The 25,827-nt window shown below is 70.9% G+C and carries 23 protein-coding genes; 5 read left to right on the top strand and 18 right to left on the bottom strand.

The genetic code is table 11. The features are described from left to right. Window positions 1–25 precede the first annotated feature (25 nt). Genes DNK54_RS21685 through DNK54_RS08345 form a run of 3 tightly spaced genes read right to left on the bottom strand, consistent with a single transcriptional unit; the run spans window position 26 to window position 3,593 of the window. Window positions 26–1,159 carry an RDD family protein gene (locus DNK54_RS21685; protein ID WP_110206524.1) on the bottom strand — a complete coding sequence of 378 codons (1,134 nt, stop codon included), beginning with the start codon at window positions 1,157–1,159 and terminating at the stop codon, window positions 26–28. A 5-nt stretch (window positions 1,160–1,164) separates the two neighbouring features. Then, entirely contained in the window at window positions 1,165–2,766 is a 1,602-nt protein-coding gene (locus tag DNK54_RS08340; protein ID WP_110206525.1) for an FHA domain-containing protein, read from the bottom strand. Continuing rightward, entirely contained in the window at window positions 2,763–3,593 is an 831-nt protein-coding gene (locus DNK54_RS08345) for a PP2C family protein-serine/threonine phosphatase (protein ID WP_239460001.1), read from the bottom strand. The genes DNK54_RS08340 and DNK54_RS08345 overlap by 4 nt, the downstream gene beginning before the upstream one ends. Window positions 3,594–3,638: 45 nt before the next feature. Here DNK54_RS08345 and DNK54_RS08350 point away from each other — a divergent pair, with 45 nt between their 5' ends. Both DNK54_RS08350 and DNK54_RS08355 read left to right on the top strand, forming a co-directional pair. Next, window positions 3,639–5,582, top strand: a complete 1,944-nt coding sequence (locus tag DNK54_RS08350; protein WP_110206527.1) for a helicase C-terminal domain-containing protein — start codon at window positions 3,639–3,641, stop codon at window positions 5,580–5,582. Window positions 5,583–5,606: 24 nt separating this feature from the next. Next, window positions 5,607–7,256, top strand: coding sequence for a DNA repair helicase XPB (locus tag DNK54_RS08355; RefSeq protein WP_110206528.1), 1,650 nt, complete (start codon window positions 5,607–5,609; stop codon window positions 7,254–7,256). A 147-nt stretch (window positions 7,257–7,403) separates the two neighbouring features. Here the strand turns inward: DNK54_RS08355 and DNK54_RS08360 are convergent, their stop codons facing one another. Beyond that, on the bottom strand, window positions 7,404–7,784 hold the full coding sequence (locus tag DNK54_RS08360; RefSeq protein WP_110206529.1) for a nuclear transport factor 2 family protein: 381 nt from the start codon (window positions 7,782–7,784) through the stop codon (window positions 7,404–7,406). A 97-nt stretch (window positions 7,785–7,881) separates the two neighbouring features. Here DNK54_RS08360 and DNK54_RS08365 point away from each other — a divergent pair, with 97 nt between their 5' ends. After that, a complete protein-coding gene (locus DNK54_RS08365) occupies window positions 7,882–9,309 on the top strand; it encodes a DUF6782 family putative metallopeptidase (RefSeq protein ID WP_110206530.1) in 1,428 nt (475 codons plus the stop codon). Between the two features lie 26 nt (window positions 9,310–9,335). On the opposite strand, the gene DNK54_RS08370 is transcribed toward DNK54_RS08365, so the two are convergent. The 4 genes from DNK54_RS08370 to DNK54_RS08385 form a co-directional block, all read right to left on the bottom strand. Beyond that, window positions 9,336–10,007: a copper homeostasis protein CutC gene (locus DNK54_RS08370; protein WP_110206531.1), complete on the bottom strand. Its 672-nt coding sequence runs from the start codon at window positions 10,005–10,007 to the stop codon at window positions 9,336–9,338. A gap of 69 nt (window positions 10,008–10,076) precedes the next feature. Next, a complete protein-coding gene (locus DNK54_RS08375) occupies window positions 10,077–10,793 on the bottom strand; it encodes a GntR family transcriptional regulator (RefSeq protein ID WP_239460002.1) in 717 nt (238 codons plus the stop codon). Window positions 10,794–11,119: 326 nt separating this feature from the next. Then, window positions 11,120–13,666, bottom strand: coding sequence for an ABC transporter permease (locus DNK54_RS08380; protein ID WP_110206532.1), 2,547 nt, complete (start codon window positions 13,664–13,666; stop codon window positions 11,120–11,122). Next, window positions 13,666–14,427 (bottom strand): ABC transporter ATP-binding protein, encoded by a 762-nt coding sequence (locus tag DNK54_RS08385; protein ID WP_110206533.1) that lies wholly within the window; start codon window positions 14,425–14,427, stop codon window positions 13,666–13,668. The genes DNK54_RS08380 and DNK54_RS08385 overlap by 1 nt, the downstream gene beginning before the upstream one ends. 157 nt (window positions 14,428–14,584) lie before the next feature. Between DNK54_RS08385 and DNK54_RS08390 the strand changes: the two genes are divergently transcribed. Further along, window positions 14,585–15,208: an alpha-ketoglutarate-dependent dioxygenase AlkB gene (locus DNK54_RS08390; protein WP_110206534.1), complete on the top strand. Its 624-nt coding sequence runs from the start codon at window positions 14,585–14,587 to the stop codon at window positions 15,206–15,208. Between the two features lie 81 nt (window positions 15,209–15,289). Here DNK54_RS08390 and DNK54_RS08395 read toward each other — a convergent pair whose 3' ends face one another. From DNK54_RS08395 to DNK54_RS08440, 10 genes are all read right to left on the bottom strand, one after another. Further along, entirely contained in the window at window positions 15,290–15,664 is a 375-nt protein-coding gene (locus tag DNK54_RS08395) for a pyridoxamine 5'-phosphate oxidase (RefSeq protein WP_110206535.1), read from the bottom strand. Between the two features lie 104 nt (window positions 15,665–15,768). Continuing rightward, entirely contained in the window at window positions 15,769–16,488 is a 720-nt protein-coding gene (locus tag DNK54_RS08400) for an SRPBCC family protein (RefSeq protein ID WP_110206536.1), read from the bottom strand. Between the two features lie 4 nt (window positions 16,489–16,492). Next, entirely contained in the window at window positions 16,493–17,347 is an 855-nt protein-coding gene (locus tag DNK54_RS08405; protein WP_110206537.1) for an FAD binding domain-containing protein, read from the bottom strand. After that, a complete protein-coding gene (locus DNK54_RS08410; RefSeq protein ID WP_110206538.1) occupies window positions 17,344–19,872 on the bottom strand; it encodes a xanthine dehydrogenase family protein molybdopterin-binding subunit in 2,529 nt (842 codons plus the stop codon). Before DNK54_RS08410 ends, DNK54_RS08405 begins: the two co-directional genes overlap by 4 nt. Then, complete coding sequence (locus DNK54_RS08415; RefSeq protein WP_110206539.1) at window positions 19,869–20,339, bottom strand: (2Fe-2S)-binding protein; 471 nt, start codon at window positions 20,337–20,339, stop codon at window positions 19,869–19,871. The genes DNK54_RS08410 and DNK54_RS08415 overlap by 4 nt, the downstream gene beginning before the upstream one ends. A gap of 87 nt (window positions 20,340–20,426) precedes the next feature. Continuing rightward, the gene (locus tag DNK54_RS08420) at window positions 20,427–21,665 is read right to left on the bottom strand and encodes a sigma-54-dependent transcriptional regulator family protein (protein WP_110206540.1); all 1,239 of its coding nucleotides are present in this window, start codon (window positions 21,663–21,665) and stop codon (window positions 20,427–20,429) included. Window positions 21,666–21,700: 35 nt separating this feature from the next. After that, window positions 21,701–22,825: an XdhC family protein gene (locus DNK54_RS08425; protein WP_110206541.1), complete on the bottom strand. Its 1,125-nt coding sequence runs from the start codon at window positions 22,823–22,825 to the stop codon at window positions 21,701–21,703. Then, on the bottom strand, window positions 22,818–23,924 hold the full coding sequence (locus DNK54_RS08430) for a vWA domain-containing protein (protein WP_110206542.1): 1,107 nt from the start codon (window positions 23,922–23,924) through the stop codon (window positions 22,818–22,820). Before DNK54_RS08430 ends, DNK54_RS08425 begins: the two co-directional genes overlap by 8 nt. 3 nt (window positions 23,925–23,927) lie before the next feature. After that, window positions 23,928–24,824 (bottom strand): AAA family ATPase, encoded by an 897-nt coding sequence (locus DNK54_RS08435; protein WP_110206543.1) that lies wholly within the window; start codon window positions 24,822–24,824, stop codon window positions 23,928–23,930. 9 nt (window positions 24,825–24,833) lie between these two features. Beyond that, window positions 24,834–25,427, bottom strand: a complete 594-nt coding sequence (locus DNK54_RS08440) for a nucleotidyltransferase family protein (RefSeq protein WP_110206544.1) — start codon at window positions 25,425–25,427, stop codon at window positions 24,834–24,836. A gap of 42 nt (window positions 25,428–25,469) precedes the next feature. Here DNK54_RS08440 and DNK54_RS08445 point away from each other — a divergent pair, with 42 nt between their 5' ends. Then, on the top strand, window positions 25,470–25,814 hold the full coding sequence (locus DNK54_RS08445; protein WP_110206545.1) for a hypothetical protein: 345 nt from the start codon (window positions 25,470–25,472) through the stop codon (window positions 25,812–25,814). Window positions 25,815–25,827: the final 13 nt, after the last annotated feature.

A 25,827-nucleotide genomic window follows, 5' to 3' on the forward strand; every position in this document is an offset into this window, starting at 1 on the left:
GGGCTCCTTCCCCATTGGTGCATCTTCAGTCCTCCTTGGTGACGGTGAGCTCGCGGTCTCCGAGCCGGATCCGGTCGCCGGGCAACAGCGTGACGGCTCGCCCCGAGGTCAGGTCGCGAGACACGCCCTGGCGCAGCAGGAAGGAGCCGTTGGTCGAGCCCCGGTCGACGACGACGAGGGTGCCGTCGGGGGCGAGGTGCACCTGCAGGTGGGTCTTGGAGACCGACATGTCACTCGATTGCAGAGGGAGGAGGTGCCGTACCGGCTCGCCCGGCCTTCCCTCGGGGTTGCGACCGAGCAGGACCAGGCCGTCCAGCACGATCGACTCCCCGGTGTCGGCGGTGAGACGCCACCGGCTGGGCGGGCCGAGGTGCCGACCGACCGTGGCCGGATGCTCCGGACGGGCGGCCGGCGCGTGGGTCGGGCGTGCCGCCGGCGGCGGCGCCGGAGCGGCGGGAGCCGGGCTGCCTGCTGCCGGGCTGTCGACTGCCGGGCTGCCTGCTGGCGGGCGAGGAGTGGCCTCCGGAGCCGGGGGCCGTCCAGGTCGCGGCGGAGGCGGCGGCGCGGGGACGGCAGGCGGGGCGGGTGGTGGTGGCGTGGGCGCCGGTGCGGCCGGCGTCGGGACGGGGGCGAGCCGCATCGCGGTGAGGTTCACCAGCGGGCGGGGGCCGTCTGCCGCTTCGGGGGCGGGAGCGGGCGCCGTACGTCGGTCGATCACCAACGAGCCGACGAGCCGGTCATGCCACCCGCGGCGGCGGCCCTCCGGGTCCTCGATAGCGGTCCATGCCATCACGGCGAGCCCGAGTCCGCAGGTGGGCAGGCTGGCCAGACCGACGATCGCGATGCGGAGAAGGGCCCTGGAGAAGCCGATCGGCGCCCCCGTGTCGGCATCGACGACCCGCAGCCCCAGGAGGGCCTTGCCGGGGCTGCCCCCGGTGACCCCGAGCGCCACGGCGGAGACGAGCGAGACGACGAGGACGACAGCGGCCAGCAACGCCACTCCGGGCCACACCTCGTCCTCGCGCCAGAAGAGCCACCACGCGGCGAAGGCACTGCCGGCGAAGATCCCCCACGTCAGCAGGCGGTCGACGAGCAGCGCATGGAACCTCCGGTCGACGGAAGCGACCGGAGGTTCCAGGAGATGCTCGGAGCCGACCACGTGGCTCAGGGCCCGGTGACCTGGATGGTCATGCCGTCACCAAGGTCGATGAGCGCGCCGGGCAGCAACTGCACCGGCATGCCGGGCTTCAGGGTCTCGGGCCCGAGGCCGGGCTGGACCAGCACGGTGCCGTTGGTGGACCCCATGTCGGTGACGACGGCGGACCCATGGTCGGCGCCGGACCCCGGACGCACCTCGAGGTGCGTCGAAGAGATCTCCTGGTTGGGGCTGGGAACCGTGACCAGTCGCGGCTGGTCGGTCGAGGTGAAGCGCCGCGCCTCGGGCGCACGCCCGACGAGGATCGCGCGGTCGACTGCCACGATCTCGCCGTGCGCGAAGGTCAACGTCGCCACCGGCTGCGCCGTGACACTGGGCGCGGGCGGTTGACCGGGGATGCCCGGCTGCGAGCGGGCGAACTCCCCCGCGTCCCACCCTCCGGAGACCGTCTGGCCATCGTGCTCGGGCGTCTCGACGGGGGCCGGCGTCTCAACCGGGGCCGGAGGGCCCCAGCTCGGCGCCTCCCAGGCGCCCGTGGGCGCCTCCGCAGCAGGGTCGGCGGAAGGCGCGGGCCAGGACTGCGGCTCCTCCGTCACCTCACCGGCCGCGGCGATGGCGGCCACGTCGAAGACCTCGGTCTCCGCACCGCCGGCGGTCTCAGCCCCGGGCTCCTCCTCGTCGCGTACCCACGATCCGATCGACAGGGGTGGCTCCAGCGTGTCGGGGCCCGACGGCTCCGAGAGCGAGGGAAGGTCCGCGACCAGCGGCGTCGGCGGTGCGGGCGCTGCCGGGGCCGGCCAGGAGGGTACGGCGGGAGTCGGCTCGGGCTCAGCGACCGGCTCGGGCTCGGCGACCGCCTCAGGCTCAAGGACCGGCTCAGGCTCCACGACCGGCTCAGGCTCCACGACCGGCTCAGGCTCCACGACCGGCTCGGGCTCCACGGCAGGAGCGGGCCAGGACGGAACGACCGGCTCAGCCTCAAGGAGCGGCTCGGGCTCCACGACGACAGCATCCGCCTGCACGTCGAGTCCAGGCAGGGGGCCGCTGCGTGCGTCCGGTTGCGGTGGGGCTGCGTCGACGTTCGCGAAAGGCACAGCCGCCGGCTCGGGGGCCGTCACGACCATCGGCTCCACGGCGGGCAACGGCGCAGGAGCGGGGGCGGGCCGGGTCAGGCTCCCGAGGCGAACCAGGCCGCCCTCCAGCGTGTGCTCGGTGCCGAGGTCGCCCTCCTCGTCCATCACCACGTGCACGCGAGTGACGTCGTCCAGCGTGCGCTCCAGCCAGGTGGAGGCGTCGACTCCGTCGACGGCGACCTGCTCGTCACCGACGTCGAAGGTCGCGCGCACCGCACCTCGCACCACGACCCGGGTCCGCAGGCCCTCGCCGCTGAGCAGCAGGAACGCCGGGAGGGAGCGCAGCCCCGAGGCGATGAGCGCATCGAGCACCTCGTCGAACTCCGCGCCGTCGTCGACCAATGCCCACAGCGCACCGACCCGCCCCTTCTCACTGGGCGGCAGGAAGACCGAGGCGTGGGGCCCGACAATGCCGAACCAGGTGCCCGGCCGGAACGCGGAGGCCACGGCCTGCGCCGCGCCGTGAGTGTCGTTCATGGCAATGCTCCCAACTTCTCCTCCAGGCTGACGGGCTCGGACCGCACCTGCGCGGCGTGGCTCGACCCGGACCATCCCACCACATCGATCACGACAGCCGTGGCGTTGTCCTCGCCACCGGCGGCCAGTGCCTGCGCGATCAACCTCTCCGCCGCATCGCGAGGGTCGGCGACCTCGCGCAGGATCCGTTCGACCTCGGCGTCCGGCACCATGCCGCTGACGCCGTCCGAGCAGAGCAGCAGGCGTCCCGCCGACCCGAGCGGCACCACGAAGAGGTCCGGCTCGGCGTCCCCACCCGGGCCGAGCGCCCGGGTGATCACATGGCGTTCCGGGTGGTGGGCAGCAGCATCCGGCGTGATCTCGCCACGGTCGATCAGCTGCTGCACCACGGAGTGGTCGACCGAGACCTGCTCCAGCCGGTCCTCGTGCAGCTTGTAGATGCGCGAGTCGCCGAGGTTGACGAGCAACCACTTCGGCCCCTCCGCGTCCGCGGCGAGCAGCGCTGCGACCACCGTCGTCCCGGACCAGTAGCCGATCGAGCCCTCCTCCCGGCGGTGCTGCACGTGCGCGACGATCCGCTCCCGCGCCTTGGCCAGCACCTCCTCGACCGCGGGTACCGCGGCGAGCGGGTCGAAGCCGACTCCCGCGAGGCGGGCGAACTCCTCGACCACGATGCCGCTGGCCACCTCACCGCCGTCGTGGCCGCCCATGCCGTCGGCGACGACGAAGACAGGAGGCGAGGCGAGGTAGGCATCCTGGTTGGCGGCGCGCACCAGACCCATATCCGTGGCGGCTCCCGCATTGAGGTGAACCATTGCTAGCGACACCCCACGAGTGTCATCGGCGGCACCGACGCTTGTAGTTTGGGCCCGATGGGTGACGACACGACCGCGACCTTCAGGTCGCTCGCCGACGAGCTGCGCGCCTGGCCGGACCAACGGCTGGCGCAGTTGCTGCGTGCCCGGCCCGATCTCGCCACCCCAGCCCCCTCCGACTCGTCGTCCCTCGCCTCGCGCGCGGCCACCCGCGCCTCGGTCCTGCGTGCCCTCGACCTGCTCACCCAGGCCGATCTCTGGTGCCTTCATGCCCTCGGCGACGAGAGTCAAACACGCGAGGCGGACCCCGTCTCGCTGCAGCGACTGGCCGACCTGGCTCTGGTGTGGAGCTCGCCGACCGGGCCTCGCCCGCTCAGCGTCGTGAGCGAGCTGCTGGGGAGGCAACCGGGCGAGCCGGAGACCACTCCCCCGGAGCTCGCCACCAGCGCGGTCGACCCCGAGCGATGCGCGGCGATCGCGACCGGAGCCGCCTTCGACGTCGTACGCCGCGTGGAGGTGCTGCTCGAGGAGTGGGGCCGGGTGCCACCCACGGTGCTGCGCTCCGGTGGACTCGGGGTGCGCGATCTGAAGGCGGCCGCACATCTGCTGCATGTGTCCGAGCCCCAGGCGGCCTGGATCGCCGAGCTCGCCGCGGAGGCAGGGCTCCTGGCCACCGGCGCCCCCGAAGGCGTGGACTGGTGGTTGCCTACCGACGGATTCGACGCCTGGGTACGCCGTCCGCTCGCCGAACGCTGGGTACACCTGGCCGCAGCGTGGCTGGAGTCCTCCCGGCTCCCGGCGCTCGTCGGCAGCCGGGACGCACAGGGCAAGGCGATCAACGCCCTCGCCCCGGGGCTCGTCGACCCCCATCTCGTCGATACCCGCCACGTGGCCCTGCAGCAGGTGGCTGCGCTGCCCGCCGACGCCGCGCTGGCGAGCGGCACTGGTGTTCCGTCGGTGGTCGCCAGGGTGCGCTGGCTGCGCCCGCGTCGCGGCGGCAACCAGGTCCGACTCGTCGGGTGGGCACTCCAGGAGGCCGGCGACCTCGGCATCCTCGGTCTCGGCGCACTCACCGGCTTCGGCCGCGCCCTGCTGGAAGGGCGGTCCGAGGCGGCCGCCAGCGATCTGGCTGCCCGTCTTCCCGAACCGGTCGACCACGTCCTGGTGCAGGGGGACCTGACGGCGATCGCGCCGGGGCCGCTGGTGCCCGAGGTCGCCGGCCGGCTACAGCAGGTGGCCGACGTCGAGTCGCGAGGCGGCGCCACGGTCTTCCGGTTCACCGGCGCATCGATCCGCCGCGCCCTCGATATCGGCTGGACCCGCGCCGACCTGCACCTGTTCCTCGACGACGTCTCGCGCACGCCGGTCCCACAGCCCCTGAGCTACCTGGTGGACGACACCGCTCGAACCCACGGCACTCTCCGGATCGGCTGGGCCGAGGCGTTCCTACGCAGTGAGGACGAGGCCGCGCTCACCACGCTGATGGCGCACCGCGACGCCGGACGGCTGGGACTGCGCCGGATCGCACCGACGGTCGTGATCAGCACGGCCCCGGTCGAGGAGCTCCTTGCCGGTCTGCGAGCGATGGGCGTCTCCCCGGTCGTCGAGGCCGACGACGGCACCGTCCATCTCGCCACGCCACGAGTACGGCGCGCCCGCACCCCGCGGCGTACGTCTGCGGGGCGGGACGCCTCACGGGAGGCGGCCACCACCAGCGCCGCGGTGGCCGCGATCCGAGCCGGCGACCGGGTGCAGGAGCAGCGGCCCGCGCGGCCCAGCAGCACTTCCCCGGCCGAAGCACTCGCCGCGCTGCGCCAGGCGATCGAGACGGGGAGCGCCGTCCTCATCGGCTATGTCGACAACCACGGCACCTCCTCGCAGCGGGTGGTGGATCCGCGCAGGCTCGAGGGCGGTCAGCTCTCGGCCTACGACCATCGAGCGGAGGACCTGCGCGGCTTCGCCGTGCACCGGATCACTTCGGTGACACCGGTCTCTCCCTAGGGAGGTGCTGAGTAGGCTGGCTCGGTGACTGATGGCCCGTTGATCGTCCAGAGCGACAAGACCCTGCTGCTGGAGGTGGACCACCCACAGGCCGCCGAGTGTCGCCTCGAGATCGCGCCGTTCGCCGAGCTGGAGCGCTCCCCCGAACACGTGCACACCTACCGGCTCACCCCGCTCGGGCTGTGGAACGCCCGCGCCGCCGGCCACGATGCCGAGCAGGTGGTGGACACGCTGCTTCGCTACTCGCGCTACCCCGTGCCGCATGCGCTCCTCGTCGATGTCGCCGAGACGATGGCGCGCTACGGCCGGCTCCGCCTGGAGAAGCATCCGACCCACGGACTGGTGCTCTCCTCCACCGACCGGGCCGTCCTGGCCGAGGTGCGGCGAGCCAAGAAGGTGCAGGGCATGCTGGGCGAGAAGCTCGACGACGACACCGTCGTCGTGCACGCCTCCGAACGGGGGAACCTCAAGCAGGCGCTGCTGAAGCTCGGCTGGCCCGCCGAGGACTTCGCCGGCTACGTCGACGGCGAGGCGCATCCGATCGACCTCGCCCAGGACGGCTGGTCCCTGCGTGGCTACCAGAAGGAGGCGGCCGAGGCGTTCTGGCACGGTGGCTCCGGCGTGGTGGTGCTGCCCTGCGGCGCCGGCAAGACGATCGTCGGCGCGGCCGCCATGGGCCATGCTCGGGCGACAACCCTGATCCTGGTGACCAACACCGTCTCCGCCCGGCAGTGGAAGGACGAGCTGATCCGGCGTACCTCGCTGACCGCGGACGAGATCGGCGAGTACTCGGGAGCGGTCAAAGAGATCCGGCCGGTCACGATCGCCACCTACCAGGTGCTGACACTGCGGCGTAAGGGCACCTATCCCCACCTCGAGCTGCTGGACGCCCGCGACTGGGGCCTCATCGTCTACGACGAGGTGCACCTGCTTCCGGCGCCGATCTTCCGGATGACCGCCGATCTCCAGGCGCGACGTCGGCTGGGCCTGACCGCCACCTTGGTGCGCGAGGACGGCCGGGAGGGTGACGTCTTCTCCCTGATCGGTCCCAAGCGGTACGACGCGCCGTGGAAGGACATCGAGGCGCAGGGCTGGATCGCTCCAGCGGACTGCGTCGAGGTCCGCGTGACACTGCCGCAGTCGGAACGGATGCTCTACGCAACCGCCGAACCCGAGGAGCGCTACCGGCTGGCGGCGTGCACCCCGCACAAGACCGACGTCGTACGCCGCCTCGTGCGCAAACACGCCGGGCAGCCCACGTTGGTGATCGGTCAGTACATCGACCAGCTCGACGAGCTGGGTGCCGAGCTCGACGCTCCGGTGATCAAGGGCGAGACGACCGTGGCCCAGCGACAGAAGCTGTTCGATGCCTTCCGCTCCGGCGAGATCAACCTGCTGGTCGTCTCCAAGGTCGCCAACTTCTCCATCGACCTGCCCTCGGCCGAGGTGGCGATCCAGGTCTCCGGCTCCTTCGGGTCCCGGCAGGAGGAGGCACAGCGCCTCGGCCGGCTGCTCCGCCCGGGCGACCCGGGCCCGGACGGCGAGCGCAAGATCGCCCACTTCTACACGATCGTCTCCCGCGACACCGTGGACGCCGACTTCGCCCAGAATCGGCAGCGTTTCCTCGCCGAGCAAGGCTACGCCTACCGGATCATCGACGCCGACGACGCCTAGGCCGTCGAGGTGCCGGCCTCGTCCTCACGAGATGGCCAGGTGCGAGCCGCCAACGTGCTGAAGCTGGCGCCTCAACGTGCTGAAGCTGGCGTCTCGACGTGTCGAAGCTGGCGTCTCGACGTGCTGAAGCTGGCGCTTCGGCGAGGGTCAGCTCATGGTCATGTCGGTGTCGGCGTGCCAGTAGGCGCGCATGTGGGTGATCTTGCCGGCGTCGTCGAACTCCATGACCTCGATGGCCGAGACGGCGACGGACAGGTCGCCGGTCTTGGTGACCACGTCGAAGGCGAAGGCAGCGGCGTTGTCGCCGGAGCCGTGGAACTCGCGCAGGGTCGTCTCGGTCTCGAGGTCCTGGATGCTCTCGTAGAACTCCTCGACAGCCGCCCGGCCGACCCGCGGGGCGCTGCCCACCGGGTCCTCCAACGTGGGCTCGGCCGCATAGAGCTCCATGATCTGTGCCGCGGTGCCGCTCGCCACCAGGCCCAGGTAGCGCTCCACGATCTCGTGACGCTCCGCCACCGACTTCGCCATCTTCACTCCTCAAGTGAGAACACGTTCTAGTTTGGAGCAGGCTAGCCGAGAACGGCCGGGGAAGGGAGGGCTGGGCACAGTCGCTACGCTCACTGCGGTGAGCAGCCCTACAGCCGGCCGGTGGCTGGCGCGCGTCGCCGTACTTACCCTCCTTGCGCTTCTCGGCACCGCTGTCGGTGTCAAGGTCCTGGTCGACCCAGCCGACGACGGGCCTCCGCACCCTGACGCGTGGGACGAGCGCGTCCTCCCGTTGGTGAAGAGCGTCGAGAAGCTCCGCGGCCTCACGTTCAAGGAGCCCGTCTACGTCGACTTCCTCTCCGTCAAGGAGTTCAAGAAGGACGTTCGCGTCGAGCAGGACGACCTCACCGACGAGGACCGGGAGGAGCTGGAACAGGGCGTCGAGCTGCTCCGGGCCCTCGGCCTGATCACGGGCGACCTCGATCTCTTCGCGACCCTCCAGGACCTCTCCTCCGGCGGCACCCTGGCCTACTACACGCCCGAGAAGGAACGCATTCGGATCCGGGGCAAGGAACTCACCCCGGCCATCACGTCCACCCTCGTGCACGAGCTGACCCACGCCCTTCAGGACCAGCACTTCGGCCTGGAGCAGAAGCTGGACGCGTTCGATGACGATGAAGGCACCGCAGCGATGGTCTTCCGCGCGGTCGTCGAGGGCGACGCCTCGCGCATCGCCACCTCCTGGGCCCAGGAGCTCCCGGCTGCTGAGCAGCAGGAGCTCCAGCGCGCCCAGCTCGAGGAAGCCGAGCAGGGTCGCAAGGACCTGACCGGCATTCCCTCGATCCTGGTCACCCAGATGAGCGCGCCCTACGCCTTGGGGGAGCCGCTGGTCAGCTTGGTCGCTGCGGGAGGGAACGACGCCGTCGACCGACTTCTCCGCTCCGCGCCACGGAGCGAGGAGGTGCTGCTGGACCCCTTCGTCTGGGGTACGTCCGCAGGGGAGGTCCGGGACGTCGAGCAGCCGGAGCTGGAGAAGGGCGAGAAGGAGTTCGACTCCGGGGAGTTCGGCGCGCTCACGCTCTTCCTCGTGCTTGCCGAGCGACTCGGCCCGAAGGCGGCGCTGGCCGCCGCGGACGGCTGGGGTGGAGACCAGTACGTCGCCTACGAGAGCGGCGGCACCAGCTGCATGAAGGCAACCTTCGTGGGTGACACCGCGAGCGACACCGTCGAGCTCGGCGAGGCGCTCACCACTTGGGCGAAGAGCAGTCCAGCGTCGGCCCAGGTGCGGATCGAGAAGGACGGCGTGCACCTTCGTGCCTGCGACCCCGGTGCGAAGGCCGACGCCGGCTCGGACTCCTCCGAGGAGGCGCTGACCCTGGTCGCGACCCGTGCCGCGCTCGGCGCGATGCTGGCGACCCAGCCAGGCATGCCCGTCGAGGCAGCTCAGTGCGTCGGTTCGGCTGCCATCGAGGAGTTCACTCTGGAGGAGCTGACCTCGGTGGAGGCGGATGCAGCGGCCGATCTCCAGGCGCGCATGATCAAGATGATGACCGGCTGCATGGGCTGATCGGCGCACCGGCCGGAGCCGGCGGCTCAGGAGTCGAGCAGCAAGCGCCACGACCGGACGAGCCCGGCATCGACGTACGCCTTCAACGAGCCGCCTGGCCGGACCTGGCGCCCGACATGGAACTGGCGGACCCCGGCACGCTTGAGCCACGGAACATGCTCGGCGAGGAGCCCGGGCCCGGGCAGCATCAGCTCCGCTGACTCGGAACGCGTCTCGGCCTGAGCCAGCAGCTCCTCGTAGCCCGAAGCCATCCCCCGGGGCGAGCCGGCGGCGAGGACGGCGTCACACCCGGGCAGGCTCTCGACCGCACGCCACGCCCGAGCCGGCTCGAGGCACTCGTCGATGGCGTCGCTGAAGGTCCAGGGCACGCCGCGAAGACCGTCGGCCAAGGCGCGCGAGAGCTCCACGTCGACCCGGGTGTCGGCGTCGAGGAAGCCGAAGACCACGCCCTCCGCTCCCAGGGCGACGTACTCCTCGGCGAGTCCGACCAACCGGGCGAACTCGCCGCCCGTGGTCGTGCGGCCGTCGTTGAGCCGTAGCTGCACCCGGACCGCCACCTCGGCCTCACGAAGCACGGCGGAAGCCTCGCGCAGGTCGGGCGAGAGGCCGCTGGCGGTGGTCAGGTAGAGCCGATCGGCTCCGCCCTCGAGCGCGCCGGCGACGTCGCGCGGTTGCAGCACCTCGATCTCCAGGAGCATGCCGACACCCTAGAGGCTTTCGGCCCGCCGATCGCGATGCGCCGGACTGCAGGTCGTGCTGCGTCGCGCCTACCGGTCGCGCTGTTCCGTTGCGAACTGGACCCAGAGCGTGTAGCGGTCGGCACGGTAGGTGGAGCGCGAGACCTCGACGATCTTGTCTCCGCAGGTCGCCCTCCGGGCGACCCGGAGCACGGCCGAGCCGGCCGAGACGTCGAGCAGGTCCGCCTCCTCGCGTGAAGCCAGATCGGCCTGGATCGAGTCCTCGGCCCAGGTCGGACGCAGACCCCGGGAGCGGAGCGCCTCGTACAGGCTGGTCGGCGTACCCCCCTGGAGGAACCCGGGAAGCAGCACCTCGGCCAGGTAGGCGTCTTCGACGCAGATGGGAGTGCCATCCGCGCGCCGCAGGCGCTTCCAGTGGATGACCGGGTCACCCTCGGTCAAGTTGAGCACCCGGGCGATGCCGGGACCCGCGCGTTCGATACGGGCCAGCAGCGTCTGCGACTCGGGCAGCCACCCGCGAGCCCGCATCTCCTCGGAGAAGCCGACGAGCGCCCCGACGCGGCTGCGCGGCTGGGTGACGAAGGTCCCCTTGCCAGGGATGCGCTGCAACAGTCCCTCGGCGACCAGCGCGTCGATCGCCTGACGCACCGTCATCCGAGCAACGCCGAAGCGCTGCACGAGCTCCCGCTCGGACGGAGCCGGAGCGCCCGGCTCGGCATCCATGATCAGCTCGCGCACATACTCGCGCACGGCCACGTGTTTGAGACCGCCCACGTGTGTCAACACCCCCGCATCGTCCACCTCGCCGAGTGTAGGGAGGACAAGAGGGACACACATGCCGCAGTTCCAGATATGGCCCAACCTGACTAGACCGGTCCGGACCATCGGGTCCTTGCGCACGGGGAGGCTATGCCGCTAGTCAACGCTCGGCCGTCGCGAGCGCGGCATCCACGGCGTGGCTGGCAAGGCGGAGGAGGGAGGCGATGCGCCAGCATCGTTGAGTGACGACAACGCAGTCCAGGCGCCCGTGGGGCCGCGCGCAGCAGGCCACGGCGTTGAGCAACACGGCCTAGGGACGTCCCGACCCATATGGCCGCCCCGTGCGTCGGCCGCTACTCGTCAGCGATGGCCTGCAGCACGTCGAGCTTCGCAGCGCGACGCGCCGGAAGCACCGCGGCCAAGACCCCGACCAGCAGGGAGACCACCAAGAAGCCGCCGAGCTGCACGACCGGGATCGAGATGACCTCGAGCCCCTCGTCGGCGAGATCGGTGAGCAGGACCCAGCCGAAGACCAGGCCGAGCACCACTCCCAGGAGCGCCCCGAGGAAGGAGATGACCATCGACTCCAGACGGATCATCCGACGCAGCTGCCGGCGCGAGAGCCCGATCGCCCGGAGCAGCCCGATCTCCCGGGTCCGCTCGATCACCGAGAGCGCCAGGGTGTTGACGATCCCGAGCACGGCGATCACCAGTGCGAGGGCGAGCAGGCCGTAGATGAGCGTGAGCAGTTGGTCGATGGGCCCACGGGCCTCCTCGGCCAGCCCCTCCTGGTCCTTGACCGAGAGCATCTTCTGCTTCTCCACCAGCCGGTCGAGGCCGGAGCGCACCGCCTGCCGATCCGCGCCGTCGGCGAGGCCGACGAAGACGAAGTTGTCGACCGGCTGGTAGCCGGCCTTCGCGAACGTCTCCATCCCCATGAGGTACCCGCCGTCGAGCAGCGGGTTGTCTGCATAGATCCCCGACACCGTGAAGGCGACCGTGCCGGCCGGCACGTCGATCCGCACCCGGTCGCCGAGCGCGAGACCCTCGTCGTCGGCGACGCTCTCGGAGATCAGGAGGTTGCGCTTGGTCGTCAGCGAAGACAGCTCGCCCTGCTTCAACTGGACGTCGAGAGTGTCGGTCAGGGTCGCCGGGTCGACTCCCTGCACCAGCAGCAGGTCGCCGCCTCGCTCGGCGTACTGGAACCGGATCCGCGTGACCGAGTCGACGCCGTCGAGCTCCGCAGCGCGGTCGGCGATGCTCGGCGAGAACCCCAGCGCGAAGACATTGGAGATCACGTAGTCGCCGACGAAGTTCTCCGATACCGCGCGATCGACACTTGCCTTCGCCGACGACCCGACGATCGCCATCGTCGTGCACAGCGCCAAGCCGATCATCAGCGCGGACGCGGTGGCCGCCGTACGCCGGGGGTTCCGCTGCAGGTTCTGACCAGCCAACTGGCCGACCATCCCGTGGGTGCGCCGGAAGAGCGCGTGGGCTCCACCCAGCACCGGTCGCGCCAGCACGGGACTCGCCGCAGCCACGCCAAGCAGGACGGCCAGTGCGCCGACCCCGAGCAGGTAGCCGGCGAACGGCGGGCTCCCGAAGAGCGCGAGGCCGATCCCGACCCCACCCAGCACCACCGCGAGCGTGCCGATCAGGAAGCGTCGCCGCAGGGTCGTCTCAGGCAGGGCGATGTCGTCGCGCAGGGCCGCGACCGGCGGGATCTTGCCGGTACGACGCGCCGGAAGCCACGCCGCGACCATCGTGACGCCCACCCCGATGGCGAGGGCAGCGAGGACCGTGGTCAGGTCGAAGACCATCGGGGTGGTGGAGAGATCGAGCCCGAACTGCGCGAAGACGAGCCGGATCCCCAGGAAGAGCAGCACACCGAGCCCCAGGCCGAGTCCGGCTCCGACGAGGCCGAGGACCGCGGCCTCCACGAGCACCATCCACTTCACCTGGCGGCGTGAGGCACCGAGCGCGCGCAACAGCGCCAGCTCGCGGCTGCGCTGGGCGACGAGGATCGAGAAGGTGTTGACGATGAGGAAGGAGCCCACCACGAGCGCGATCACCGCGAAGATCAGCAGGAAGGTCGTGATGAAGCTGAGTTGGTCGAGGAGCGCGGAGGCGGCCTCGTCGGCCGCGACGTCACCGGTCACCGCCTCCAGACCTGGCGGGAGCACCTCCGCGACCCGCTCGCGCAGCTCCTCCTGGGTGACCCCCGGCTCCGCGGTCACCCAATAGTCGTTGTAGGCGTCCTTGCCGTCGAGGAAGAGCTCCTGGGCGGTGCGGGTGTCGAAGGCGGTGAAGGTGGCCCCGTTGAGCGAGCCGCCATGCCCGAAGCCCAGGATTCCGACCACCGTGACCTCGAGCTCGGGGGTCTTCGTGGTGGTGACCAGCGGGACGGTGTCGCCGATGGAGTAGCCCGCCTTCTCTGCGGTGAGATCGTCCAGCGCGACCTCGCCCGCCTTCTCCGGCATCCTTCCCTCGAGGAGCTCGAGCCCTTCGAGGCCATGACCGGCCGGGGCATCCGAGTAGTTGCCACCGAGCGCGGGTGGCCCGCTGCCGCCGACCGGCTGCCCGTTCTCACCGATGACGTAGACGCCGACCGTGGTGATGTTGCCGTCGGCCCGGGCCGCACCGTCGACGGCCGCCAGCTCCTCCTGCAGGCTGGCCGGGATCGTGACCGTGGACGGTGCCATGGCATCACCGGAGCCGGCCGGACGCACCACGACATCGCCGACGGTGCTGGCGAAGAGAGCCGTGAACGAACGGTTCAGCGTGTCGCCGAAGATGAGTGAGCCGCTGACGAAACCGACGCCGAGAACGATCGCGAACGTGCTCATCAACAGACGCAGCTTGCGTCCCAGCAGCGACTTGAGAGCGGCCCTCAACATCAGTCGGACTCCGCGGCACGCGCCACCTGGGCGGCGGTCATCGCCGTCATCACCTCGAGCACCTGCTCGCGGTCGGGATGTCGCAGCTCGTCGACCACCGTGCCGTCAGCAAGGAAGAGCACCCGGTCGGTATGGGCTGCCGCCACGGGGTCATGGGTCACCATGACGATCGTCTGCCCATGCTGGTCGACGCTCCGGCGCAGCAGGTTGAGCACCTCTGCCCCGGACTGCGAGTCGAGGTTGCCCGTGGGCTCGTCGGCGAAGACGATCGAGGGGCGGCTGACCAGCGCCCGGGCCACCGCTACCCGCTGCTGTTGGCCGCCGGAGAGCTCCTTGGGCTTGTGATGCAGTCGGTCCCCGAGGCCCACGGTCTCGATCACCGAGTCGAACCACGCCTTCTCCGGGCTCCGGCCGGCGATGCTGAGCGGCAGCAGGATGTTCTCCCGTGCCGTCAGGGTCGGCACCAGGTTGAACGACTGGAAGATGAAACCGATCTCGTCACGGCGGAGCCGGGTCAGCTCGTTGTCGGACAGACCGTTGAGCACCGTGCTGCCGAGCCGGACCTCCCCGCTGTCGGCAGTGTCGAGCGCCGCACAGCAGTGCATCAACGTCGACTTCCCCGAACCACTCGGGCCCATCACCGCCGTGAACTCGCCCGCCGCGAACTCGACGGTGACGTCGTCGAGGGCACGGACCTGGGCGTTGCCGGCACCGTAGGTCTTCGTCAGGTGGACCACCCGGGCGGCTGCTTCGCTCGTCATGGGCTCACGCTAGCCGTGCCCTGCGACACCCACACCCGGGTTCCCCCTGGCGCGCCCCTGACTCGTGCCCACTGCCCGCGATCCGCCGCGCCGACGGCCTGACGCGCCGCGCCGCGGGATACGAACACCTGTTCGATTCGTTCGCTAGCATGGCCGTATGGCCCTCGACCTCCAGGCGTCCCTCTTCGACCAGGCCGATGCCCCGACGGTGGGCGACCTGACGCCCACGCGACGGACCGAGCTCGGCTCGGGAGCCTGGGTCGATGTCCGACCCAACTGGCTGGGTGGCGCCGACGAGCTGCTCTCGGCACTGGTCCGGGACGTGCCGTGGCGGGCCGAGCGACGCACGATGTGGGAGCGCGAGGTCGACGTGCCGCGGCTCGTGCACACCTACCATCCGGGCGACGCGCTCCCCCACCCCGCACTGGCCGAGGCCCGGGACGCGCTCAGCCGCCACTACCTGCCCGAGCTCGGCGAGCCGTTCGTGAGCGCAGGATGCTGCAACTACCGCGACGGCAACGACTCCGTCGCCTGGCACGGCGACACGCTCGGCCGAGGTCGCCATCACGACACGATGGTGGCGATCGTCAGCTTCGGCAATCCACGCCGGCTCGCCCTCCGGCCCCGCGGTGGCGGCGCTTCGATCGGCTTCACGATGGGTCACGGCGACCTGCTGGTGATGGGCGGGTCCTGCCAACGCACCTGGGAGCATGCCGTCCCGAAGGCGGCCGGTGCTGGACAACGGATCTCGGTCCAGTTCCGCCCGCTCCACGTCTTCTGACCCGGTCGGCGACCGGCCCACACCGACAGCACCGTACGCGCCGGCCACCTGCCGACTTCGGCGTACGGCGCTCTGCGGGCCCTAGCCGACCGGCGCGCAGTCCTGACCGCAGCCGTCGCCGCCCACCGGCCCTTCCGCATGGGCCGCCGGCCGGTGCAGGACGGCGTGCTCGACGGTGATCACCACATCGTCGCCTTCGACGTCGGCCTGGCCGTCTACGAGCAGGCTGTAGCCGTGGTGCTCGTGCGGCGGGAAGACCAGCGTCACGGCTGCGTTGACGGCGAGGTTCGCCAGCGTGCCGCGGCCTGGGCCGACAACGCGAACCGAGCCATCCTCAGCCACCTCGGGATCGACAGTGACGACCTTGACCCGCGGGGACGACGTACTGAGGAGGTAGGCGGAGCCGAAGTCGGCGCAGGCGGCGCGGAGGTCGGCGGGGGCCACCGGGATGCTCATGCTCCTACGGTAGCCCCGGCGTACGACGACGCCCAGACTCCGACGACCCGGCGGGGAGAAGGCTCCCCGCCGGCTCGCCGGTGACCTGGATCCAGGCCCGCGCGCTAGGAACGCCTGCGGCGGAGGATCCAGAGGAGGAGCGCGAGGACGCCCAGGCCCGCAGCCACCTGCTTGCCGTAGGTCTTCAGCAGGATCGGCAGGACGGTCGCGCCGAGATCGAGGCTGTCGTCCGCGGGCGCGGGCGCGGGCGCAGGGGTCGCACGCGGCGGCGCCGGGGTCGGACCCGCGTCGCCGGCGGCAGAGCCGGTCACCACCGGGGCGATCGCCCCGGCGGCCTCCGCCACCGGCTCCGTCGTGGAGTCGGCGGTCTCCACCTGGACGGGCGCGGTCATCCGCTGACGCAGGCAGTCGACGAACTGGCCCAGCAGCTTGTCGCTGACGTCCTGGATCACTCCGCGACCGAACTGCGCCGGCTTGCCGGTGATCGCCAGGTCGGTGACCACACGCACCGTGGTGCCGCCCTCGACCTCGGTCATGGTGAGGTCGACGTTGGCCCCCGCGGTCCCGTTGCCGCGCTTGTCTTTGCCCTTCGCCTCGATCTTCATCGTCCGAGACGCCTCGTCCTTCTCGGTGAAGTGACCCGCACCGTTGTAGACGAGCGCGATCGGGCCGAGCTTGACCTTGACCGATCCCTCGAACGAGTCGCCCTCGACACCGGTCACCACCGCACCCGGGAAACACTGGGCGACGGAGGCGATGTCGGTGATGGCATCCCACGTCTCCGCGACACCGGCGGGGACGGTGAACTCATGGGTCAGGTCCACGGGCTCACACTCCAGCCGCGGCGAGCACCGCTCGCCGAGTCAGCACCGTCGCGAGGTGACGGCGATAGTCGGCGTCGCCGTTGAGGTCCGACGGCGGGTTGGTGCCCTCCGCGGCTGCCGCAGCAGCCGCGGCCACCGCCTCCTCGGTCGCCGGTTGCCCGACGAGCGCGGCTTCGACAGCCCGGGCGCGCAACGGCGTCGAGCCCATGTTGGTCAGGCCGATGCGCGCCTCCGCAATGGCTCCTCCCTCGGTGCGGACCGTCGCCGCGACCGCGACGATCGGCCACTGGTGGGCGACCCGCACGAACTTCTCGTAGTGCGCTCCCCAACCGGTGTGCTTGGGGATGCGCACCGCGGTGAGGATCTCGTCGTCGCCGATCGCGGTGGTGAAGAGGTCCTCGAAGAAGTCGTCGGCGCCCACGCGCCGCTCGCCCCCAGCCCCGCTGATGACGAACTCCGCACCCAGCGCCATGGCCGGAGCGCCGAGGTCGCCGGCCGGGTCAGCGTGCGCCAACGCACCGCCGAAGGTGCCACGGTGCCGCACCTGCGCGTCCGCGAGGTGCTCCATGGCTCGGCTGACCAACGCCGCATGCTCGGCGACCATCGGGTCCTTGCTGACGTCGTCGTGCGTGGTCATGGCGCCGATCACGAGGGCGTCACCGTCATCGCGTACGCCGCGCAGCGTGTCGATGCGCCCGAGATCGACGACCAGCTCCGGCGCGTTCAGACGCATCCGCAGCACCGGCAGCAGGCTCTGGCCACCGGCGATGATCTTGGCGTCGTCGCCGTGCTGGGCAAGCAGTGCGAGCGCCTCCTCCACGCTGGTCGGGGCGACGTAGTCGAACTGTGCGGGGATCACTGGCCGGCTCCTTCCGTGCGGTCGGCAGTGCCGGACATGCCGGTCTCCGCCGAGAAGTGCGGGGCGGCAGCCCCTTCGGTGGACGCTGCTCCGGCGCCCTGGATCGCCTTCCACACCCGCTCGGGGGTGCAGGGCATCTGGATGTCGGTGACGCCGAAGGGACGCAGCGCATCGACCACGGCGTTGACGACCGCGGGAGTCGAGGCGATGGTGCCCGCCTCACCGACCCCCTTCGTGCCCAGGGTGTTGGTGAGTGCCGGGGTCGTGGTGTGGCCGACGTCGAAGGAGATCGTGTCGGCCGAGGTCGGCACCAGGTAGTCGACGAAGGACGCCGAGACCAGGGTGCCGGCGTCGTCGTACACCGCCTCCTCCCACAGCGCTTGGGCGATGCCCTGCACCAGGCCACCGTGCACCTGACCGGCAGCGATCAGCGGGTTGATCACGTTGCCGATGTCATCGACACAGGTGTACTTGCGCATCTTGATCGCGCCGGTCTCCGTGTCGATCTCCACGGCACACAAGTGGGTGCCGTGGGGGTAGTTGAAGTTCACCGGGTCGTAGGTGGCGTCGGAGTCCAGCGACGGCTCCACCCCGTCGGGCAGGTTGTGGGCCGCGAACGTGGCCAAGGCGATCTCGCCGATCGCCAGGCCCTGGTCGGTGCCACGCACCGTGAAGCGGCCGCCGGAGAACTCGAGGTCGTCGACCGACGCCTCCATCAGGTGTGCCGCGATCGGCTTGGCCTTCTCGATCACCTTGTCGACAGCGCGCACCAGCGCCTCGCCCCCGACGACCAGCGAGCGTGATCCGTAGGTGTCCAGACCCTTGTGGGAGATCGCCGTGTCACCGTGCAGCACCTCCACGTCCTCGAAGGCGATGCCCAGCCGGTCGGCGACGATCTGGCTGAACGCCGTCTCGTGGCCCTGGCCGTGGGCCGAGGCTCCGGTGATCACCTCCACCTTGCCGGTCGGGAGCATCCGCACCGACGCGTGCTCCCAGCCGCCCGCCCCGTAGTCGAGCGAACCGAGCACCCGCGACGGCGCGAGACCGCACATCTCCGTGAAGGTCGAGACCCCGATGCCGAGCTGCACCCGGTCCCCGGAGTCACGGCGGCGGGCCTGCTCGGCCCGCAGCTCGTCGTACCCGAAGCTGGCCATCGCCTGCGCCGTCGCCGCCTCGTAGTTGCCGGAGTCGTACTCCAGCCCGGCAACGGTGGTGAACGGGAACTCCTCGTGCTTGATCCAGTTCCTCTCCCTCACCTTGATCGGGTCCTCGCCCAGCTCCGCGGCGAGCTCGTCCATCATGCGCTCGATGCCGAAGGTCGCCTCCGGCCTGCCGGCGCCGCGGTAGGCGTCGGTCCAGGTCTTGTTGGTGAGCACCGTCTGCACCTGGAAGTGGTAGGCGGGGAACTTGTAGATCGCGTTGAACATGAAGGCGCCGAGCACCGGCACGCCGCCGCCGATCAGGGAGACGTAGGAGCCGAGGTCGGCCAGCAGGTCGACCTTGAACCCGGTGACGACGCCCTCCTTGGTCGCCGACAGGGTGAGCCGCTGCCACTGGTCACGGCCGTGGTGCCCGGCCATCAGGGACTCCGAGCGGGTCTCGGTGTACTTGACCGGCTTGCCCAGCCTGCGGGCGATGACCATCGCCAGGAACTCCTCCGGGGTGGTCTGCAGCTTGCCACCGAAGCCACCTCCGACATCGGGCGCGATGACCCGGACCTTCGACTCCGGCACGCCGAGCACGGCGGCCAGCAGGAACCGCAGGATGTGCGGGATCTGGGTGGCCGACCACATGGTGATCTGCTCGCCGGTCGGGTCCACCACGACGGAGCGCGGCTCCATGAACGCCGGGATGAGTCGCTGCTGGCGGAACTCACGCTCGATCACGATGCCATCGGTGCGCGCGGCGGCGATGGCCTCCTCCACGTTGCCGCCGGTGCCGGCCTCGGCCGAGTCGAAGACCCAGAGCGCCGACTTGTTGGTGCCGAGCTCCGGGTGGGCGAGCACCTTGTCTTCAGCAGCCTCCTTCAGATCGAGTGCGGCGGGCAGCTCTTCGTAGTCCACGTCGACGAGCTCGGCCGCGTCGCGTGCCTCGGCAGCGCTCCGGGCGACGATCACCGCGACGATCTCGCCGGCGAAGGTGACCCGGTCGGCCGGCATCGGCGGATGCGCAGGCGCCACCTGGTCGGGGGTGATCGGCCACGCGTTGGGCAGAGCACCCTGCTCGTCGGCCAGGTCGGCCCCCGTGAACACCGCGACCACGTTGGTCGCCGCCTTGGCCTCGCTGGTGTCGATGCGGGTGATCTTGGCGTGCGCGAAGGGACTGCGCACCATCGCCATGTGCAGCATCCCCGGAAGCACGATGTTGTCGGTCCACCGGGTCCGGCCGGTGATCAGCCGAGCGTCCTCCTTGCGGCGCCGCTCGCGACCGATCTCCCGCCCGGTGGTCGAGCCTGTCGCTTCGGTGGTCGAGCCTGTCGCTTCGGTGGTCGAGCCTGTCGAGACCTCGTCCTGCGTCGCGGTCATGCCGTCACCTCCCCACCAGCCGCGTGCTGCACGGCACGCACGATGTTGTGGTAGCCGGTGCACCGGCAGAGGTTGCCCTCCAAGCCGATCCGGATCTCTTCCTCGGTCGGCTTGGGGTTCTCCTGCAGCAGGTCGACCGACCGCATGATCATCCCCGGTGTGCAGAAGCCGCACTGCAGACCGTGGCACTCCCGGAACGCCTCTTGGACCGGGTGCAGCTCACCGTCCTTCGCGAGGCCCTCGATCGTGGTGACCTCGGCGCCGTCGGCCTGGACGGCGAGCATGTTGCAGCTCTTCACGCTCCGGCCGTTCACATGAACGGTGCAGGCGCCACAGTTGCTGGTGTCGCACCCGATGACGGTGCCGGTCTTGCCGAGCTTCTCTCGGAGGTACTGCACAAGCAGCATGCGGGGTTCGACGTCATCGGCGACGGAGGCCCCGTCGACGGTCAGCTTGATCCTGGTCATGGACGACTCCTGGGACGGGAACGTGACGTTGGTCACGCTAGTGATCCGCAGGTTGGGATCAGGTTGGTCGCCCAGGCAAGGGCACCCTCAGGCCCGTCCGGCGGCGGCCAACCTGCCCTTGAGCAACGGCGCGACGGGGTGCGGTTCCCCGGCAAGACTGGCCAGGCACACCTCCATCACCTCCACGTCGTACGGCGCCAGCTCGCTGTAGCGAGCCACCGCCGACGGCAGCGGGTTGGCCAACAACGCCTCGCGGACGGCGACCGCCACGTAGTCGGCGAGCTCGATCAGCGCCGGCGAGTCGGTGCCGGGCAGCAGGTCGCCGCCGTACTCCTCGACGGCCTGGCCGACCTGGCCGCGACGCAGTAGCTCGAGCACCGCTTCGACGTCGGTGCGCACCGGCATCGTCAACCGGTAGGGCCGCGAGGCGAGCTGGCCCGCGAGCGCACTGCGCAGGTGGGAGACCTCGGCCTTGAGGGTGGAGAGAGTGACCTGCGCGTCGCCGTACAGCATCGCGTGGAGCTGGTCGACGCTGAGGCCCTCGGGGTGGAGTGCGAGGAGCGCGAGGATCTCGGTCTGGCGCCGGCTGAGCAGCAGGCGGGCGCCGTCGAGCCGGGCGTCGACCTTGCCGAGGAGCTTCAGCTCGAGTCCGGGGGTCGCCGTCTCGAACGGGTCGTACGGCGCCGCGTGACCGCGGAGCGGAAGCGCGGTCTCGATGAGTCTCGCCAGCACGCGCGCGGTGGCGAGGCCGATGGGGTGGGTGCGGTCCCAGGTCGTGGAGAGGTCGACCACTCCGAGGTGCTCGCCGGTCGTGGGATCGTGCAGCGGCGCCGCCCAGCAGACCCAGTTGTGCACCGCCGCCGAGTAGTGCTCCGCAGAGAAGACCATGCTGGGTGCGGCATGACGGTTGGCGAGGTCGAGCGCGTTGGTACCGATCGACTCGTCGTCCCAGCGACCACCTGCCACGAAGTTGACCGACTCGGCCTTGCGGCGCATCACCCGGCCCCCGTAGGTCCACAGGATCCGCGACTCCGGATCGGTCACCGCCAGGACCAGGTCGCCGTCCTCGGCAGTGCGGCGCAGCTCCGCCTGCACCCGCTCCACCGCCACCTGGAGCGCCGAGCCCTGCCAGTAGGCAAGCGTCTCGGCCTCGTCGGAGAGCGGCGCCTCGGTGGCGTGCGCGGTGCCCGCTGCCTGGGAGCGCTGCCAGCTGCGCAGGATCTCCGGGCGGACGGCCTGCTGCACGGCGTCTCCGTGCTCGACGAAGGCGCTCCAGGCACGCACCGCATCACCGCGACGGCTCCTCAGGTCCAACGGGTCGGCCATGACCCTCCTTCCGCCAGCGGGTGACGCTCCTCACACTACCCGTGGATGCGACCCGCGCGCGTGGCCAGCGGCTCCCCGCTCCCGCCCCACTGTCCGGCGATGATCTCGGCAGCCACGCTCACCGCCGTCTCCTCCGGCGTACGGGCTCCGAGGTCGAGGCCGATGGGGCTGCGCAGCCGAGCCAGCTCCGCCTCGGACAGGCCTGCCTCGACGAGGCGATCGAGCCGGTCGTCATGGGTACGCCGCGACCCCATCGCGCCGACGTACGCGACCTCGGGGAGGCGCAGCGCCACCTCGAGCAGCGGCACGTCGAACTTCGGGTCGTGGGTGAGCACGCAGATGACGGTGCGCCGATCGATCCTTCCCGCTTCCTGCTCGGCAGCGAGGTAGCGGTGCGGCCACTCGTTGACGACCTCGTCGGCGTGAGGGAAGCGGGAGTGGGTCGCGAAGACGGGCCGGGCGTCGCAGACCGTCACGTGGTAGCCCAGGAAGTTGCCGATGCGGGCCACCGCCGCCGCGAAGTCGATCGCACCGAAGACGAGCATGCGTGGCCGCGGCGCGAATCCCCAGACGAAGACCCGCATGCCTTCGCCGCGGCGTTCGCCGTCGGGACCGTAGGTGAGGGTCTCGTTGCGGCCGTTCGCCAGCAGGCCGAGCGCGTCGTCGCGGATCGCATCGACCATGCGAGCGCTGAAGCCGCGCGGAGGCGGCCCGGAGGCATCGTCGGGCCGCAGCACGACGCGCGCCCCCAACACCTCGGGGTCGGGGTGCTCGACGACGGTGGCTACCGCGACCGGGCGCCCCGCCTCGATGTCGGCAGCGATGTCGCCGAGCTCCGGGAAGCTCTGCCGGTCGACCTTCTCGACGAAGACGTCGAGGATGCCGCCACAGGTGAGGCCCACCTCGAACGCGTCGTCGTCCGAGATGCCGTAGCGCTGCAGCCGTGCGCGACCGGAGTCGACGGTCTCCTGTGCCAGCTCGTAGACGGCACCCTCGACGCAGCCGCCCGAGACGGAGCCGACTGCCTCGCCACCCGGACCGACCAGCATCGAGGCGCCTGGTGGACGCGGCGCAGACCGGAAGGTGGCCACCACGGTGCCCATCCCGACCGGGTCACCGCGGTCCCACCACTCCAGCAACTGCGGGAGCACCTCACGCATCACCCACCACCTCCATCAGTTCGGCGAAGGTCGCCAAGGAATGTCCGGCCAGGAAGTCGTCGACATGGGGCAGCGCGGCGAGCACCCCCTGTTGCACGGGCTCATAGCCCACCTTGCCACGGTGCGGGTTGACCCAGATCACCCGATGCGCGAGACGTTGCATCCGCGCCATCTGGTCGGCCAGCAAGGTGGTCTCGCCGCGCTCCCAGCCGTCGCTGATCAGCACCATCACCGCACCCCGTGCCATGCCACGGGCGCCGAAGCGGTCGAGGAAGGCCTGGAGGGACTCCCCCAGGCGCGTGCCACCGGACCAGTCGGGCACCGTGTCGCCAGCCGCGGCGATGGCTCGCTCGGGGTCGCGCAGTCGGAGCGCGCGGGTGATCCGGGTGAGTCGGGTGCCGATCGTGAAGACCTCGACCGGGGCCGAGCCCGACCCGCTCACGATCCGGTGAGCCAGCCTCAGGTGCGCTTCGGCGTACGACGCCATGGAGCCAGAGATGTCGAGCAGCAGCACGACCCGCCTGGGCCGCTGCGCCGGACGTCGCCTGGCGATCTCGCCGGGCTCCCCCATCCGCCGCAGCGTGGCCCGCAGGGTACGGCGCGCGTCGAGCTCGCCTCGATGCCAGCGCCGGTGTCGCGCCGTGCGTCGCATCGGCGGGCGCGGACGGAGGGTCGCGAACATCCGGGCGAGCCGACGCTTCTCCCCCGCGCTGAGCCCGGCCACGTCTCGCTGACGCAGCACCTCGGCGTCGCTTGCCGCGACCGTGATCGTGTCGCTCTCACCTTCGCCCTCGCCGCCGTCCTCACTGTCGGGGAGCTGCGAGAGCGCGGTGCGCGTCGCCGGGGGCGCGTCCGCCGCTGCCTGCACGGGCTCCTTGTGGTTGAACCACGCCTCGAAGACCCGGTCGAAGCGCGTGACGTCCTCCGGGGCGGCGCACAGGGTGGCGTGGCCGGCCGAGCGGACGGAGGCGGGTCGGCCCGCGCCCAGCTCGGCCGCTGCCGCAAGGAAGGCAAGGCTGCGGTCCTGGGTGACCGGTAGCCCGGCGGCCCGCAGTGCGCGCGTGAAGCCGAGGAGGATCTCGTCGGCGGCGTGGGTCACGGATCAGACCGCCAGCATCCGGTCCAGGGCGTGCCGTACCCGGTCGTCGTCCTCGCGGTACTTCACCAGTGCGCCGAGGGTCGCCGCGGCGCGGCAGAGGTCGAGCTCGTCGGAGCCGAGCAGATGCAACGCTCGCGCCCAGTCGATGGTCTCGGCCACCCCCGGCGGCTTCAGCAGTCCCGCGTCGCTGCGCAGCTGCTGCACCACGGTCACGACCTGCTCGGCCAGGTGCGCGGAGACCTCCGGCGCCCGGCTGCGCAGGATCTGCACCTCTCTCTCCAGACCCGGGTGCTCGATCCAGTGGTAGAGACAACGACGCTTGAGCGCGTCGTGGAGTTCCCTGGTGCGGTTGGAGGTCAGCACGACCAGCGGCGGCGTGGGAGCGCTGACCGTGCCCACCTCGGGGATGCTGACGGAGTAGGTGGAGAGCACCTCGAGCAGAAACGCCTCGAACTCGTCGTCCGCGCGATCGACCTCGTCGACCAGGAGCACTGCCGGCGCCTGCCGGAGCGCCGACAGCACCGGCCTGGCAAGCAGGAACCGTTCGTCGAAGAGGCCCTTCTCCGCCTCTTCGACGTCGGTGGTGCCGGCGACCGCCTCCAGAGCGCGCAGGTGCAGGATCTGCCGCGGGAAGTCCCAGTCGTAGAGCGCCTGCGAGGCGTCGATGCCTTCGTAGCACTGGAGCCGCACAAGCGGTACGTCGAAGCTGTCCGCCAGCGCCTCGGCGAGCGCGGTCTTTCCGGTCCCCGGCTCACCCTCGAGCAGGAGCGGCCGCTGCATCCGCATGGCAAGGAACACCACGGTCGCCAGCTCCTCGTCGCTGATGTAGCCGGTCGCGGCGATCCGCGTGGTCACCTCCTCGACCGATGCGACGTCGAGACCGTGTGCAGTGGGTTCCATGGGCGCAGGCTAGCCACCCGGACGTTGGCCCGAGGTTGGCGGTCGTGAGTCCACGTCGTTCCCCGAGGCGAGCGCGCCGCACTCGATCCGCTCGTGCGGGTGCTCCTGCAGGTAGCCCTTCGCCCCCTGGTCGCCTCCGAGTGCCGCCCGTACCCCCGGCCAATGCTGCCGCCCGATCAGCACCGGGTGGCCGGACCGACCTCCGTAGGTGGCCCGCGCCAGACGCGACGGCGCGGCTCCACCAGCAAGCAGCGCGCGCACCACCTCGGGGCCGACGTCAGGCAGATCCACCAGATGCACCACCGCACACGAGACAGTCGTCGGCGGAGCATCGAGGCCGGCACGCAGCGATGCGCTCATCCCCTCCGCCCACTCGCTCGCGCGCACGTGGGTGACCCGGTGGTCATCGAGCGTGGCGAGCAGCGCAGCAGCGTCGTCGTACGAGGCGCCGAGGACGACCCGCACCTGGTCGCACCCGCCGTCGAGCAGCACGTCGACAGAGCGCAGGAGCCAGGAGGCGCCGTCCGCGTCGCGCACCAGCGCCTTCGGCTGCCCCATCCGGCTCCCGGCGCCGGCGGCAAGCAGTAGTCCGAGCACGGTCATGGCGCCAACCTCTCATCACCGCACCCGACGCACAATGGAGGAATGGCTGACCCCCTCCTCTCCACCCGAGCCCTGGTGATGCGCGACCTGATGGCCACCGGAGTGGCGACGGCCGAGGTGGTCTCGCTGTTGGAGGACGCCGTCAGCGAACGACGTTGGTGGGCAGAGCAGTGGCCGGCGGGGGTGTCGTACGTCGACGGGTTGGTCGCCCAGGACGTGCAGGACGCGCTCTTGGAACGGGTCGGACGATGGCCGCTCTGTCGGCGATGTGCCGACGACGACGTGCACGCGCTCTACATCCATCCCGAGCTCGGCGGCCCCGACCCGGTCTGGGTCTGTGAGCGCTCCGGCACCGAGGTGGCTCCGCTCGGCGGCCTGGGCCAGTAGGAGGTCAGGAGCC

Source organism: Nocardioides daejeonensis, from assembly GCF_003194585.1.
Lineage (GTDB): Bacteria > Actinomycetota > Actinomycetes > Propionibacteriales > Nocardioidaceae > Nocardioides > Nocardioides daejeonensis.

What these genes read in the sequence shown, in the direction of transcription:
- DNK54_RS08340 (WP_110206525.1), bottom strand. Translation starts at nt 2,766, where the DNA reads ATGAACGACACTCACGGCGCGGCGCAGGCCGTGGCCTCCGCGTTCCGG.
- DNK54_RS08350 (WP_110206527.1), top strand. Translation starts at nt 3,639, where the DNA reads ATGGGTGACGACACGACCGCGACCTTCAGGTCGCTCGCCGACGAGCTG.
- DNK54_RS08360 (WP_110206529.1), bottom strand. Translation starts at nt 7,784, where the DNA reads ATGGCGAAGTCGGTGGCGGAGCGTCACGAGATCGTGGAGCGCTACCTG.
- DNK54_RS08370 (WP_110206531.1), bottom strand. Translation starts at nt 10,007, where the DNA reads ATGCTCCTGGAGATCGAGGTGCTGCAACCGCGCGACGTCGCCGGCGCG.
- DNK54_RS08380 (WP_110206532.1), bottom strand. Translation starts at nt 13,666, where the DNA reads ATGTTGAGGGCCGCTCTCAAGTCGCTGCTGGGACGCAAGCTGCGTCTG.
- DNK54_RS08385 (WP_110206533.1), bottom strand. Translation starts at nt 14,427, where the DNA reads ATGACGAGCGAAGCAGCCGCCCGGGTGGTCCACCTGACGAAGACCTAC.
- DNK54_RS08390 (WP_110206534.1), top strand. Translation starts at nt 14,585, where the DNA reads ATGGCCCTCGACCTCCAGGCGTCCCTCTTCGACCAGGCCGATGCCCCG.
- DNK54_RS08395 (WP_110206535.1), bottom strand. Translation starts at nt 15,664, where the DNA reads ATGAGCATCCCGGTGGCCCCCGCCGACCTCCGCGCCGCCTGCGCCGAC.
- DNK54_RS08410 (WP_110206538.1), bottom strand. Translation starts at nt 19,872, where the DNA reads ATGACCGCGACGCAGGACGAGGTCTCGACAGGCTCGACCACCGAAGCG.
- DNK54_RS08415 (WP_110206539.1), bottom strand. Translation starts at nt 20,339, where the DNA reads ATGACCAGGATCAAGCTGACCGTCGACGGGGCCTCCGTCGCCGATGAC.
- DNK54_RS08420 (WP_110206540.1), bottom strand. Translation starts at nt 21,665, where the DNA reads ATGGCCGACCCGTTGGACCTGAGGAGCCGTCGCGGTGATGCGGTGCGT.
- DNK54_RS08425 (WP_110206541.1), bottom strand. Translation starts at nt 22,825, where the DNA reads ATGCGTGAGGTGCTCCCGCAGTTGCTGGAGTGGTGGGACCGCGGTGAC.
- DNK54_RS08435 (WP_110206543.1), bottom strand. Translation starts at nt 24,824, where the DNA reads ATGGAACCCACTGCACACGGTCTCGACGTCGCATCGGTCGAGGAGGTG.
- DNK54_RS08440 (WP_110206544.1), bottom strand. Translation starts at nt 25,427, where the DNA reads ATGACCGTGCTCGGACTACTGCTTGCCGCCGGCGCCGGGAGCCGGATG.
- DNK54_RS08445 (WP_110206545.1), top strand. Translation starts at nt 25,470, where the DNA reads ATGGCTGACCCCCTCCTCTCCACCCGAGCCCTGGTGATGCGCGACCTG.